The organism is Actinophytocola sp. (assembly GCF_009379765.1).
Taxonomy (GTDB): domain Bacteria; phylum Actinomycetota; class Actinomycetes; order Mycobacteriales; family Pseudonocardiaceae; genus Actinophytocola.
On record NZ_WHTD01000199.1, the window covers coordinates 1 to 14,585 of the forward strand.

Annotated in this window: 9 protein-coding genes and 1 pseudogene; 6 read left to right on the top strand and 4 right to left on the bottom strand. The window is 71.1% G+C overall.

From position 1 onward, the window contains the following. Positions 1-731 precede the first annotated feature (731 nt). From GEV28_RS37770 to GEV28_RS37785, 4 genes are all read left to right on the top strand, one after another. Positions 732-1,766, top strand: coding sequence for a helix-turn-helix domain-containing protein (locus GEV28_RS37770; protein WP_291418390.1), 1,035 nt, complete (start codon positions 732-734; stop codon positions 1,764-1,766). A 160-nt stretch (positions 1,767-1,926) separates the two neighbouring features. Continuing rightward, complete coding sequence (locus tag GEV28_RS37775) at positions 1,927-2,244, top strand: helix-turn-helix transcriptional regulator (protein WP_291418391.1); 318 nt, start codon at positions 1,927-1,929, stop codon at positions 2,242-2,244. Positions 2,245-2,289: 45 nt separating this feature from the next. Further along, positions 2,290-8,607, top strand: coding sequence for a type I polyketide synthase (locus GEV28_RS37780; protein ID WP_291418392.1), 6,318 nt, complete (start codon positions 2,290-2,292; stop codon positions 8,605-8,607). Further along, positions 8,604-10,877: a TIGR03617 family F420-dependent LLM class oxidoreductase gene (locus GEV28_RS37785; RefSeq protein ID WP_291418394.1), complete on the top strand. Its 2,274-nt coding sequence runs from the start codon at positions 8,604-8,606 to the stop codon at positions 10,875-10,877. The genes GEV28_RS37780 and GEV28_RS37785 overlap by 4 nt, the downstream gene beginning before the upstream one ends. A 392-nt stretch (positions 10,878-11,269) precedes the next feature. Here the strand turns inward: GEV28_RS37785 and GEV28_RS37790 are convergent, their stop codons facing one another. Together GEV28_RS37790 and GEV28_RS37795 are read right to left on the bottom strand one after the other, a co-directional pair. Beyond that, positions 11,270-11,701, bottom strand: coding sequence for a helix-turn-helix transcriptional regulator (locus GEV28_RS37790; RefSeq protein ID WP_291418396.1), 432 nt, complete (start codon positions 11,699-11,701; stop codon positions 11,270-11,272). Positions 11,702-11,704: 3 nt separating this feature from the next. Continuing rightward, the gene (locus tag GEV28_RS37795) at positions 11,705-12,415 is read right to left on the bottom strand and encodes a hypothetical protein (RefSeq protein ID WP_291418398.1); all 711 of its coding nucleotides are present in this window, start codon (positions 12,413-12,415) and stop codon (positions 11,705-11,707) included. A gap of 634 nt (positions 12,416-13,049) precedes the next feature. On the opposite strand from GEV28_RS37795, the gene GEV28_RS37800 reads away from it, so the two are divergent. Further along, on the top strand, positions 13,050-13,181 hold the full coding sequence (locus tag GEV28_RS37800) for a hypothetical protein (protein WP_291418400.1): 132 nt from the start codon (positions 13,050-13,052) through the stop codon (positions 13,179-13,181). A gap of 92 nt (positions 13,182-13,273) precedes the next feature. Here the strand turns inward: GEV28_RS37800 and GEV28_RS37805 are convergent. Both GEV28_RS37805 and GEV28_RS37810 read right to left on the bottom strand, forming a co-directional pair. Next, positions 13,274-13,564 (bottom strand): annotated as a pseudogene (locus tag GEV28_RS37805) (SAM-dependent methyltransferase); the annotation flags it as partial. A 90-nt stretch (positions 13,565-13,654) separates the two neighbouring features. Next, positions 13,655-14,281: a serine protease gene (locus GEV28_RS37810; RefSeq protein ID WP_291418402.1), complete on the bottom strand. Its 627-nt coding sequence runs from the start codon at positions 14,279-14,281 to the stop codon at positions 13,655-13,657. On the opposite strand from GEV28_RS37810, the gene GEV28_RS37815 reads away from it, so the two are divergent. Then, positions 14,280-14,567, top strand: a complete 288-nt coding sequence (locus tag GEV28_RS37815; RefSeq protein WP_291418404.1) for a hypothetical protein — start codon at positions 14,280-14,282, stop codon at positions 14,565-14,567. The genes GEV28_RS37810 and GEV28_RS37815 overlap by 2 nt on opposite strands. Positions 14,568-14,585: the final 18 nt, after the last annotated feature.

Below are 14,585 nucleotides of genomic sequence, written 5' to 3' on the forward strand. Positions count from 1 at the left end.
AAAGGCCCGACCGGAGACGCCAAGTGAACAAGCTGGACGCGAGGCCAGCAGATACCACGCGCCCACGACCGAGCACATCCGATTGAAGATCAACTACACCGCTAGAAATGATCACTCAAATTCGTGCGGTGGATCCAGGCTGAGTAGCGCGGCTGAGAGCCATTGTCTTATCACAATGCGGTGGCGCAAAAACGCCATCGGCGGAAGTTCGCCAGCCGGTGAGCTATCAACTGGCGATGACGGGAACCGTCATTGGCCAGTGCATGCGCCGGCCTGTTGCCGTAACCGCGCGACTTCAGTGAGAATTCGCTTGATGTGGCATGTACCGGCGTGCGGCGGGAGTGGGCGGTGTCCTCTGGTCTCGGTGAGCGTGGGCGCGACGCCGACACCGGGTCAAGACGGCCCCACGTTCGGCAAGATCACCCACGGGCGGGTTCCGTGTCCCAACCGGATCCCCGCCCATCGGGTCCGGCTCGAGCAGCGTCTCGGAGGCAACGGCCATCGTCACGGTATGTTAACGGAATCAACAGGATGTATCCACCTGCGTCCCGATGTACATAATGGCAGCGACCAGGAAGATCCGGCTATCAGTGCGAACGGCCGCTCACGCGGCGGTGCGGCCCTCGCGCTCCGCGGTCGCGTGGGCTGTCACGCGTCGTAACCAATGTTAGGGCTGGTCGTTGTACCGGGCAAGACCACAGGTGCTGCCCAGCCACCTGAGGGAGACCGACATGACCGTGCTGGACCCTGCGCCAGACCACAAGATGCCCACCGAGCGGTTGCTGGCCCCCATCGGCCTCACCGAAACCCAGGAACAGGTGTACGTGCTGCTCGTGTGCGCACCCAGGCTAACCGTCGACGACGTTGTCGAACGCCTCGGCCTGTCGCCGCGTGCGGCGCGGGAGGCGCTCTCCGCGCTGCGGGACGACGAGCTGGTCGCCGAGGTCGACACCCGGCCACGGCGGTATCTCGCCACGCCGCCCGACATCGCGATACCCGCACTGGTGCTGCGCCGCCAGGAGGAGTTGCAGCGGGCTCGCCTGGCCGCCGTCCACCTCTCCGAACTGGCCAGAACGGCCGCGGCGCCGCACGAGAACGCCCCCGAGATGCTGGAGCTGCTGACCGGAGGGGACACCATCCTGCGCCGGCTGGACCAGATGCAACGCGCCGCCGAACAGCAGGTGTGCGCGCTGGTCCGGCCGCCCGTGCTGAACGAGCCGGTGGAGGCCGCCGAGGTCCCCAACCTGGCCCGCGGCGTGTCCTACCGCGCCATCTACGACCCCACCGCGATCGCCGTCCCCGTCACGCCCGACGTGCTGCGGACTGTCATGCGGGCCGGCGAGCAGACGCGAATCTTCCCGCACGTGCCCACGAAGATGGTCCTGGTCGACTCCAAGGTCGCGCTCATCCCCCTGGTCACCCACGACCCCGCGGCCGGCTGCCTGCTGGTCCGAGCCCCCACGATCGTCGACACCCTCCAGATGTTCTTCGAAGCCCTCTGGCGGCAGTCGACCCCCCTGACAGCTCTGTCTCCCGACAAACCACCGAGATACTTGCCGGAATCCGACGGGCAGACCAACGAGCTGATCCTCCTACTCACCGCCGGCCTCAAAGACGACGCCATCGCCCGCCGGCTCGGGGTCTCGTCCCGCACGCTGGACCGGCGCCTGCACGCCCTGATGCGCAGCCTCGCCGCCCGCACCCGCTTCCAGGCCGGCTGGCAGGCAGCACTGCGCTTCCACCAGTCACTCCGATCCGACTCCTGAGCCTCAAACTGGCCCCCTTCCCTGCCCGAAACAAATCGCTAACGTGGTGTTCTGTCGAACTCCTGGCCAGCGCGCCGAATTGGCCGGGCTGAACACAGACACGGGCTCCTCCCCAGCCGGTGGGGAATGACGCCTGGCGAACGGGGGGGCTACGCGGATCATGCGTGATCGACAACCACCGACGGCAACGGAAGGCCCGCTGCCCCGACCGGACGGCGAGTCAATCGGCCAACTGATCCGCCGCCGACGCCGTGATCTCGGCCTTTCACAGTCCACCCTCGCCCGGGTCCTCACCGAGATCTCGGGCAATTCGAGCATCACGAGGGAACGGATCTCCGAATACGAGCACGAGAAATACATCCCCGACGACTGGTTGAAAGATCTCGGCATCGTCCTGCACGTTTCCCTCGACGAAATGGAGCGTGCTGCCCTGCGCGCGCAGTTCCGTCGCCGCCATCACCGAACAGCGCCGAAATGACCGGTGTGAGAAGGCGGTCCCACGGCCCGGCGCGGGAAAACGGCCATGGCAACTGACCCGGCCATCGCGATCATCGGCATGAGCGGCCGGTTTCCCGGCGCGCCCGACCCGGACGCGTTGTGGGATCTGGTGGTGGAGGGGCGGGACGCGGTCACCGAGGCGCCCGCCGACCGGCCGTGGCTGCGTGACCTGTACTCCCCGCGGCCCCGCACACCGGGCCGGGTTCCGTCGACCCGCGGCGGGTTCCTGCCGGATCTCGACCGGTTCGACGCCGCGTTCTTCGACATGTCGCCGCGGGAGGCCCGCAAGACCGACCCGCAGCTGCGGCTGCTGCTGGAGACCGCTTACGAGACCGCGCAGGACGCCGGGATGCCGACGGAGCAGCTCGGCCGGGAGCGCACGGGGGTCTTCGTCGGGAACGTCTACGGCGACTACTGGCTGCGGCAGCTGCCCGATCTCGACGGGCTCGACTTCTACGCCGAGCTGGGCACCGGGCGCGGCTCGCTGTCCGGACGCCTGGCCTACGCCTTCGGCCTGCGTGGTCCCGCGCTCACCGTGGACACCGCCTGCTCCTCCTCGCTGACCGCCATCCAGCTGGCCTGCCAGAGCCTGCGCGCACGGGAATGTGACATCGCGCTGGCCGGCGGCGCCAACGTCATCCTCACCCCGTACGCCACCATCACCTTCGGTCAGGCCGGCGCGCTGTCGCCGAACGGCCGGTGCGCGTTCGGCGACGCCTCGGCCGACGGCTACGTGCGCAGCGAGGCCATCGGGCTCGTCGCGCTCAAGCCGCTGGACCGCGCCCTGGCCGACGGGGACCGGGTGCGCGCGGTGATCCTCGGCGGCGCGGTCAACAACGACGGGTTCACCGGCAGCGGCATGGTCGCCCCGACCGTCGAGGGACAACTGGAGATGCTGCGCGCCGCCTACGCGAACGCGGGTGTCGACCCCCGGGAGGTGGCGTTCGTCGAGGCGCACGGCACCGGCACACCGCTGGGCGACCGGGTCGAGCTGACCGCGCTGTCCCAGGTACTCGGTCCGCGAACACCCGACCAGGAGCGGTGTCTGGTCGTCTCGGCGAAGGTCTGTGTCGGGCACACCGAGGCGGCGGCCGGAGTAGTCGGCCTGATCAAGGCGGTGCTGTGCCTGGAACACCGGCTCGTGCCCGGCAACCCGCAGCTCGTCGAGCCAACTCCAGCCATCGACTGGGACACCGCGCCGCTGCGGCTGCCCGCCGGCCCCACCGAGCTGCCCGACGCCGGCCACACCGTGCTGGCCGGGGTCAACAGCTTCGGCGCCACCGGGACCAACGTCCACCTCGTGCTCGGCTCGGCACCGCGACAGCAGCGCGAAGACGGGCCCGACGGACCCGGGATCCTCGCCATCTCGGCCCGGTCCGCCGCCGCGCTGCGGACCCTCGCCGAGGAGTACGTCGTCCTGCTGGAGAGCGGTCCACCACCGCTGCGCCGGCTGTGCGCCGCCGCCGCGCAGCGCCGCGACCACCTGGATAGCCGGGTCGTGGTGACGGCGGACTCGGCGCGGGGCATGGCCGACGCGCTGCGCGACTTCCTGGCCGGTCGGGAGCTGACCGCCGGGGACCAGCGGCGCCCTCGGGTCGTGTTCGTCTTTCCCGGCCAGGGCTCGCAGTGGCACGGCATGGGCCGCACGCTGCTGGACGCCGGCCCGTTCCGGGAGGCCATGGAATCCTGCGACGCGGTGATCCGCACGCACGGCGGCTGGTCCCTGATCGACGCGCTGCACGCGGACGACCCGGCCTGGCTGGCGCAGACCGCGAAGGTCCAGCCCGCGCTGTGGGCGATGGGCGTGGCGCTCGCACGGCTGTGGCGCGCCTGGGGCATCGAGCCGGACGCCGTGCTCGGGCAGAGCCAGGGCGAGATCGCCGCCGCGTACTGCGCGGGCGCCCTCACCCTGGAGCAGGCGGGCCGGCTCAGCTGCCGGCGCGCCGCGCTGATCGACGAGCTGGCCCCGCGCGGCGCCATGTGCTGGGTGGAGCGACCGCACGCCGACGTCCCCGCCCTGCTGGCGGAACTGGCAGCCACCGCCTCGGTCGCCGTCGAGGAAAGCCCGGTGTCGACCGTCCTGTCCGGCGCCCCCGACGAGATCGACCGGATCGTCGACGGCTGCGAGCGACGCGGCATCTCCTGCCAGCGCGTCGACGTGAACTACGCCGCGCACAGCCCGCAGATCGACCCCGTGCGGCAACCGCTGCTGGACGACCTCGCAGACCTCGTCCCCAGCCCCACCACGATCCCGTTCCTCTCCACGGTCACCGGCGACGCCGTACCCGGCGCCGCCCTGGACCGTGACTACTGGTGGCGCAACCTGCGCGAGACCGTGCGGCTCGACCAGGTCGTGCGCGCCGCGGCGGTACTCGAGCAGGAACCTGTGATCTTCCTGCAGCTGGCGCCGCATCCCGTGCTGACGACCGCGCTCCAGGCGAACGGCGCACACGTGCTGGGGTCCCTGCGCCGGGACCAGCCCGAACTGTCCTGCCTTTACGAGTCGCTGGCCGCCCTCTACGCGGCCGGATGCGAACCGGACTGGCGGCAGGTGCACGGCGGACCGGGCCCGTTCGTCGACCTGCCCCGCCACCCGTGGCTACGCGACAGCCACTGGCACCAAGCCGCGAACTGCCCCTGGCCACCGATCGGCCGGCCCGCCACCGAAACACCTCCCCGGACGGAGACACCGACCATGACCACCGCGCCCCATCCTCTGCTGGGAGAGCTGGCGAACGGCCACGACAGTCCCGAGTGGCGCGGCGGGATCGACCTGGCGCGCAACGGCTTCCTGCTCGACCACCGGGTCGCCGGCCAGCCGGTGATGCCCGGTGCGGGCTTCCTCGAACTCGCCCAGGCCGCCGCCGACCGGCTGTTTGGCGGGCAGCCCGCCCAGGTGTCCGATATGGACTTCAGCGAGTTGCTGCTGCTTGCCGACGATCTGGAACTGCGGGTCCGCGCCGAGGCCGAGACAGAAGGCGAGGGAACCGACTGGCGGTTGCGCATCGCCAGCCGACCCGACCCCGCCACGGAGTGGACCCACCACGCCGAGGCAGTGCTGCGGCCGGCCGACGAGACCGCCGCGCCGGCGACGCTGGACGAGATCCGCCGCCGGTGCCCCGACTGGCAGGCGGGCGAACGGTTCTATCGCACGCACGCCAGCACGGGGAACAGCTGGCGCGGCGCCTTCCGCGGCATCGCCGAGCTGTGGCGCGGTGACGGCGAGGCGCTCGCCCGGCTCCGACCGGCACCCGACGACGGGTTCTCTTTCCACCCTGGCGCGCTGGACAGCTGCCTGCAGACCATCGCCGCCGTGCTTCCCGAGCGCAGCGACAGCGACCGCGGATTCGTGCTGCTCGGAGTGCGCCGGCTGCGGCTGCACCAGCCGCACGTGTCCGGGAAGCTGTGGGTCCACACGAGACTCTCGGCGGCCGACCCCGACGAAGCGTCCGCCGACCTCACGGTCCTCGACCACCAGGGCACGCCGGTCGCCGAGATCACCGGGGTGCGGGCCAGGCACCTCGCCGCCCAACCGCCGGCCCGGTCCGAGCCCTGGTGGCACACCTGGCACTGGCAGGAGGTCACAGCCGAGCAGGCCCCCGCCGAGCCGGGGAACTGGCTCCTGCTGTGCGGCGACACCGAACTCGACACCGAACTGGCCCGGCACCTCACCTCGGCCGGCTGCACCGTCTCCACCGTCCACCACGGCAACGGGTTCGCCACCGAGGGCCCCGGCCGGTTCCGGGCCGCGCCGGAGTCGGAAGCCGATCTGGCCCGCGTGCTGGCCGAAGCCTCGCGCGATGCCCCACTGAGCGGAGTCGTGAGCCTGTGGGCGCTGGCCACCGGCACCGACGGTGACGCCTCGCCCCGCGAGGTGCAATGGACCGCCACCGACCTGTGCGCCACGCTCGTGCCTCTGGCCAACGCCGTGGCGCAACTCCCCCAGTCGTCGGGTCCGCGGTTGTTCCTGCTCACCCGCGGCGCCCAGACCGTCGCCCGCCAGGGTGCCGGCCAGGCGCCCTGGCAAGCGGCGCTGTGGGGCTTCGGCCAGGTCCTGGGGCTCGAAGAACCGGACCACACCACCACCCTGGTCGACCTCGCCTCAAGTCACGTTGGTGGCGACGAGGCGGCGGACCTGGGCGCGTTGCTGCTCTCCCCCGGCCCCGAGAACCGGATCGCCCTGCGCGACGGGTGCCGGTACGCACCCCGGCTGCTGCCCGGAGCAGCCACGGAGAACAGCGCTGGGTTCGCCCTCGACGCCAAGGACGGCATCGCCAGCCTGGCGCCGGGCCCGGAGCAACGCCGCGATCCCGGCCCCGGCGAGATCGAGATCCGGGTGTCGCACGCCGGCCTGAACTACCGCGACGTCCTCACCGCCACCGGTGCCCTGGCCGGCGAGGACGACACCCTTCTGGGAAGGGAGTGCGCCGGCACGGTCACCCGGCTCGGCGCCGATGTGGACAGCCTGTCCGTCGGCGACCAGGTGCTCGCGTTCGCCCATCCCGCGCTGCGCTCCCATGTGGTCGTGGACGCCTGCCTGGCGGTGCGCAAGCCCGAGCGGCTGACCCCGGCCGAGGCCGCGTCGCTGCCGCTGGCCTACGGCAGCGCCTACCACGCGCTGGTGACGCTGGCCGGGCTGCGACCCGGCGAGCGCGTGCTGATCCACTCCGCGACCGGCGGGGTCGGCCTCGCCGCGCTGCAGATCGCGCGCTGGCGCGGCGCCACGGTGTACGCCACCGCCGGCACCGAGACCAAGCGGGACATGCTGCGCACGCTCGGCGCCGTCAAGGTCGCGGACTCCCGCGACACCCGGTTCGCCGACCAGTTCCGCGACGAGGGCGAGTACGGCGGCGTCGACGGTGGGGTTGATGTCGTCCTCAACACGTTGGCCGGTGACGCGGTCGAGGCCAACTTCGCGCTACTTAACCCGTTCGGCCGGTACGTCGACCTCGCGGTGAACGACGTGGCCCACGGGCGACCGCTGCCCATGTCGGTGTTCTCCCGCTGCCGCTCCTACCTGCCGGTCAACTTCCACGACCTCTACCTGCGCGCGCCGCGACGCCTGGGCGAGATCCTGCGCACCGTGACCGACCTCGTCGACCGCGGCGAGCTCACCCCGCCCGTACACCGGATCTTCTTGGCCGAGCAGGCGGCCGAGGCGTTCTCCCTCATGGCCCGCTCGGCGCACGTCGGCAAGCTCACGCTCGCGTTCGGCCCGGTGGACCGGCACCGTTCAATACGTCGGGCCGCGCGGATCCGGCCCGACGCCACCTACCTGGTCACGGGTGGACTCGGCGGCATCGGCGCACTGCTCACCCAGTGGCTGATCGACCAGGGCGCGCGGCACCTGCTGCTGACCGGACGCAGCCACGTCACCGCCGACGCCGCCCTGGCTGCGCCGCGCGCCACCGGGGCCGCGGTCGAGTACGCCACGGTGGATGTGGCCGACCAGGACGCCATGGCCGATCTGCTGCGACGCAGGGAGCGCGAGGGGCTGCCCGCGGTTGCCGGCGTCGTGCACGCCGCGGCGGTACTCGACCCGGCCCCGGTGCGCGATCTGTCCGAAGTGGAGCTTGACCGCACGCTACGGCCCAAGGTCGCGGGCGGGTGGGCCCTGCACCGGCTGTTCGCCGAGACGCCGCTGGACTTCTTCGTCCTGTTCTCCTCCGCGGTGTCGCTGCTCGGTGGGCTGACGCTGGGCCATCACCTCGGTGCCTACGCCGCCGGCAACGCGTTCACCGACGCCCTCGCCGACTTCCGGCGCGCCGCCGGCCTGCCCGCCACCGTGGTCAACTGGGGCTACTGGGCTGAGACGGGCCTGGCGGACCGGCTCAGCAAGCAGCACGGGCACGACGTGCGGCCGGCCGGGTTGCTGCCCATCCGGCCGGCGGACGCGCCCGACCTGTTCGCCGCGATGCTGGGCGCGCAAGGCCGGCTGGTGTGCGTGCCCGTCGACTGGCCGGCGTACCTGGCCGCCTATCCGCAGGACGCGGACGCCCCGGTCCTCCGCGACCTGCTGGGCGGCCAGCACCTGCGGGGCCCGGCTCCGTCCACTGTGGTGCCGGCACCCCGGGCCCCCGAAACGACGAACGGCGCCACGGACGTTGCGGCACTGGACGTTTCGGCGTTGGAGGAGTGGCTGGTGGTGCAGCTTGCCGGGGTGCTCGGCCAGCCGGCCGAGCACGTCGACCGGACCCGGGCGATGAACCGGCTCGGTCTGGACTCGCTCATGGCCGCCGAGCTGCGCAACCGGTTGCGCCGCGAACACGGTCGCGAGGTGACCGTCTCCCAACTGCTGCGGGCGGCAAGCCTCCGCGCGCTGGTCACCGAGATCGCGTCGTGAACCACGAGGCGCCGCCCCGGTCCGTGCTGCTGACGGGGGCCACCGGAAGCCTCGGTGGGCAGCTGTGCGCCGAGCTTCTCGCCAGCACCTCGGCGACCGTGTACTGCCTGGTCCGCGGCGCGGACCCGGCGGCGGCCGCGGAGCGACTCGCACGGCGCCTGCGGCAGGTCGACGACCGGCCGGACGCCGGGGAGCGCCTCATCGTCCTGCCGGCCGACTTCGAACGGCCCGGCCTGGGACTGTCCGGGCGGGATTACGACGCGCTCGCCGAGACCGTCGACGCGATCATCCACTCGGCGGCCAACGTCAACCTCGCCGCGGACTACGCACGCCTTGCCCCGGTCAACGTCGGCGGCACCCGCAGCCTGATCGCCTTCGCCCGGCGCCGCGCGGAGCTCACCGGACAACCGGCCGGGTTCCACCACGTCTCCACCCTCAGCGTCCTGGTCGGCGCCCGGTCGGCGGGACTGGACGAGGTGGACGAGAACACCGCGCCGTCCCTGGCCACCGCGGGCCGGCTCGGGTACCCGAGGAGCAAGGCGGCCGCGGAGCTCGAGCTGCGCGTCGCCGCCCGTGACGGCCTCCCGGTCACCGTGTTCCGGCCTGGGCTGGTCACCGGGTATTCGCGGACCGGCCGCACCTCCGGCACCGACGTGCTGGTGCCGATGCTGCGCGCGGCGGTGGCGCTCGGCACGGCACCCACCGGCCCCGATGTGGTGCCCGCCGACATGATCGACGTCGTCGCCCGCGGCATCGTGGCACTGATCTGGCGGGCGGACACCACGGGCCGGGCATTCCACCTGATCCGTGCCGAACCGCTGCGGCTCGCCGACGTCTTCGACGCGCTGCGCCGGGCCGGCCATCGACTGGACCCGGTGGAACCGGACGACTGGTGGAGTCAGCTCCAGAACCACCCGGCGGATCCGGCGGTGCGGCCGATGGCCGCCATGGCCGAGGCGGGCCGCTATCTGCTGGCTCTCGATCCCGCCCACCGGCCACCGCGTTTTCGGTCCGAGGCCACGCGGGCGGCGTTGCGCACGGCCGGGGTGCCGGCGCCACCGCTGGACGGGGCGTTCTTCGACAGGCTGGTCACCGGCCTCCACGCGATGGGCGACTCCCGCCCGGCGCCGACGCCGCGCTCGGGCGGCACCGTGGCCGAACCCACCGGAAACCGAGTCCAACCGGCACCCGACCCGGGATCCCTTCGCGTCGACGGCATGGTGTCCCCGCTGTCCTTCGCCGGTGCGGACCGGTTCCCCGACGCCGCCGGAGCGGCCGCGGCGTGCGAGGCCGCCGGCTACGGCGCCTTCTGGGTGCCCGAACAGAACCACGACCCACTGCTCGCCCTGGCCGCCGCGACCGCCGGCACGACCTCCATCGAGCTCGGCACCGCCGCCGTGATCGCCCTCGCCCGCAACCCGATGACCGTGGCCACCGCCGCCAACGACCTGCACGCGCAGTCCGGCGGCAGGTTGACCCTGGGAATCGGGACCCAGCGCAGCGTCCATCTGGCGAACCGCTTCTCCATGCCGTCCGATCGCCCCGCCGCTCGCCTGCGCGAGTTCGTCGCGGCCCTGCGGGCCATCTGGGACTGCTGGAACCACGAACGGCCACTGGAGTTCCGCGGCGAGTTCTACACCCACACCCTGATGTCGCCGTTCTTCACGCCGCCACCCAACCCCCACGGCCCGCCCAAGGTGTTCCTGACCGCCGCGGGGCCACGGATGGCCCAGCTGGCGGGCGAGGTCGCGGCCGGGCTGATCACCCCGCCACACGCCACCCGGCGCCACCTGGCCGAGGTGCTGATGCCCGCAGTCGAACGCGGGCTGGCGAAGTCCGGGCGGCCGCGGAGCTCGTTCACCGTGGTGTGCGTCCCGCTGGTCGTGACCGGCCGCACCGACGCCGAGCGTGCCCGGGTGGCGGCACGGGTCCGCACCCTGATCGCCTTCTGGTGTAGCACCCCCGCCTACCGGTCCGTCCTCGACCCGTACGGACTCGGCGGCCTCGGCGACGAACTGCTGGAGCTGAGCCTGTCCGCGGACCGCGACCGGTGGAGCCGCATGGCCGAACGGGTCGACGACACGATTCTCGACATCTTCGCGACCGTCGCACCGCAACACGACGTCGGCCGCGCTCTACACCGCCGGTACGCCGGGATCGCCGACCGAATCATCATGCCGGCGCCGCACGGCGCGGAAGCCGGGCTCTGGGACACCGAAGCGCTCGCACTCGACCAGGTCGACCCGGACCTCACCGTGCCACACCAATAACGTCGGCGTGCCGACCTCTCACGTCGGCGTGCCGACCGCGGACGGCATGCCGAACCCCGGACCAGACGAACGCACGTCACCACCCCCGCGGCCACCCCGCGCCACCCCGCACCATCGCCACCGGACGACACGGCGGTCGCGTTCGGTGTCCCGGTCGGTGCGCTCGCCCACCGGTGGTGCCCGCAGCCGGGCCGGCTCGGCGCCCTCTACCGCAAGCGCTACGGCGAACTCCCCTCGACCACCCTGCGCCGGCCGCGTCCAACGCGCTGAAGGACACAGAGCGGACGCTTCGGAACACCCAGCGTCCCGGCGGCGGCCGTCAGGGCAGCGGGCTCAACCCGGTCCCGGTGCTCGTGAACATGCCAGTACCCCGGACCGCTGAGGAGGTCCGGTCAGCGTTCGGCGAGGCGGCGGATGCGCAGCAGCAGCGTCGCCGATGGGGCCACCTTCCCGGTGGCATAGGTCGACAGCCTCGACGCCGATGTGCCGATGCGCGAGGCGAACTCGGCCCGGCTCAGTCCCGATGCCGCGATCGCACCACGGATCTCCGCCGCGACCTCCTCCCGCTCACCTGCCTCGACGTCGGCGCGAATCCGGGCCAGCGCGATCGCCATCGCCTCAGCGATTCCGTAGGGATGCGAGTAGCCCAAGACCTCCTCGACCTGCCGGGCGGTGCGACCCCACGGGTCGCGCTTGATCTCGGCGACGATCCGTCGCCAGTCGTCGAGATCACCCCGCTCCAACGCGATCTGCACCGCCTCGGTCGGCCACGCTGAGACCGGGGCGTCCGGAGTGATCGTGAGGTTCCGAAACGCCAACACCATGGCCTAGCCCTCCCCGGTCAACATAGCCGCCGCGATGTCTCCGCACGCGGCACGAACCGCACGCCAATCGGTCCACCGTGACGCCAGATTCCGGTACTCGTCAAGCTGACCGGTTACCGACGCGTCCTTCGGCTGTGGATCGGCAAGCTGACGCGCGAGCTGAGCCGCGACACCACGTCCCTCGCCGTGCTGATCGGCGTAGTACTCATCGATGCCGGCCAGCACATCCGCCGTGGGCTGCCGACCAGCACAAGCAGCCAGCGCGGCGACGTCGAGATAGTCCCTGGTCTGATTGCGCCGCACGATCAAAAAACCCTTGATACGCAGCGTTTCGTCAGCCGTGGGTGCCCGCAACGTCTTGCCCGACGGAAGCCGAACGTCGACAGTCTCCAGCGGCCGGGTTCGAATCATCTGGCGAACACCGGCCTCGATCTCACCCAGCCGCCCCAAGATGACCTTGCCAGGACGCACCCTGTTGGTCACCCACTCCCCCTCCGACTCAAGCGCTTCCAAGACCATCTCGAACCGCTCACGCAAATCTCCGAGCACATGATCATGGTCGTATGAGTCGCGATGCCCCGCGTACAACGCCGCAGCCGAACCACCAACAAGCACCGCATCGGGCACCAGCTCCTGCAACCGCGCGGCGGACTCCAACACCGCCAGCAGCTCAGGGCTTGCTTCACCTAGCGCGTGATCATCGACATCAGACACACACCCATGATATCAGATCTGATAATTGCGGACGTCATGGATCTCGCGACATCGCGTGGAACGCTGCAGGGCAGTTATCCATTCAGGGAAGTCTCACCACCGTGCGACTTCCCACATCGGCTGCCACGAGAACACTGGAACCGTTTCGGAGCCCACGGGTCCGGCACAAATCGCTCCCTTGGTGCCGCGACGGAAATTGGGAGGATCGGTCATGTTCAGACCCGAATCCGCGAGTAGTGGGTGACACGCGCCTGGAGATAGCGATAGGTGCCGCTCTGACCTGGGATGATGTTGGTTACGACGCCACAATCATTCCGGTGGAGAGGACACCTATCTGGTGGGTAGTTTACGTGATGGTCGTAGTCGGCGGCGGAAGGTGTGTGTCGGCGCGCCGGATCCGAGCTTGACGGCGGTGTCGGGGATGGCCGCGGTCACCGAGTTGTGTGATCGGCTGGGGGTGGTCGGGGCTCTGGACGCGGCGGTGGGGCGGGTCAAGCTGCGTGATCGTGGGTTCACTGCTGGTGAGTTGCTGGTGGGTCTGGCTTCGGTTGCAGCTGGCCGGGGAGGACTTCCTGGTGGGCTTGGACCGGCAGTGTGCCGATGTCGCGGGGCAGGGATCGTGCCGGTGGCGGGTTTGTCCTCGACCACTGCGGCGGGGTTGGCCCGCAGGTTCACCGATACGCAGTGGGAACAGGTCGAGGCGGGGGTGGCGCGGGTGACCCCGCGGATGCTGGACCGGGTGCCAGCGGCCCGGCAGGCCCAGTGAAATGATCATGCGGCTCAGCTGGCGCGGGACCTCACCTAGGCTTGTTCGTCGAGGCGTCGCAGGATGTTCGCGAGCAAGATCACGGTGTCGGCGGCGACCACGACGACCTCGTGGGCCACCCCGCGATGGGTCACCGGCACGCCGGCCGTCGCTGGAACCGCGAACGCGGACGTCACGCCCGGCACCACGGTCACCGGAACCCCGGCCGCCGCGCACGCCAGCACCTCCTCGAAAGCGCGGCCGAACACGAACGGATCGCCGCCCTTCAACCGCACCACGTGGTGGCCCGCCAGGGCGTGCGAGATCAGCAACTCGTTGATCGCATCCTGGTTCGCCGCGCGCCCGTACGGGATCTTCGCCGCATCGACCACCGCGACCGCCGGAGCGCTCAACGAGCAGACGAGGGCCACCCCGCCGTCGCGGAGTGGGCCTCGGCCCAACCAGTTCGAACTAGCTGTTGATCTGCTCCTGGATCAGGTCGGACACGCCGCGACCCGGCCGTACACGCCGTAGAAGTTCGGCTCCGCGCAGCCCTGGCCCCAGGACACGATGCCGATCTCCTTGAGCGTGCCGTCAGGCTTCACGCCCACCAGCGGGCCACCGGAGTCGCCCTGGCAGCTGTCCTTGCCGCCTTCCTTCAGACCCGCGCACACCATGGTCTTCGGGTCGAACTGGTCCTGGTAGGACGCGGTGCAGTCGGCATCGGGGGTCACCGGCACGTCGACCTTCTTCAGCACGTCCGAGGTGTTGCCGCTCTCGTCGGTCCCCCACCCGAGCACGGTGCTGTTCGCGCCAGCCGTGTAGAGGTCCGCGTCGTCCGGCGTGGCGATCTGGAGCGGCGCCTGCGGCAGATCCTGGTCCAGCGTGAGCACCGACGAGTCGTTGACCATCGTGTTCGAGTCGAAGTTCGGGTTGACCCAGATGTTGGTCACGTTCGCCGTCACACCCTGGTCCTGCGACAGCGACGTCCGGCCGGCCACGATCTTGATGTCCGCCGGCTGCGTGCCCTGCGTGCAGTGCGCCGCCGTGAGGATCTTGTGCGGCGCGACGATCGCGCCGCCGCAGAACTGGAACCCGTCGGGCTGCGTGAGCGCGATCATGAACGGGTTCTCCTCGATGGTCGTCGGCTGGCCACCGATGATCTTCGGCTGCATGGCCTTGCCCGAGGACTTGTCCGCCGACTGCGAAGGGTTCACCGAAGGCGGCGCGCCGGTGGCCGGGTACTGGCTGCTCGACGTGGCGTCGCGGCGGGAGGCCGCCGAGTGGGTGCGCCGCTGCCCGTACGACGGCGAGGTCGACATCCAGCGGGTGACCGAGCCGGCCGAGTACGCAACGTTGAGCCCCGAGCACGAGGACTACCTGCGGGCGCAGATCGCGCACCGATGAGTTTCCCGCGCCGCGCCG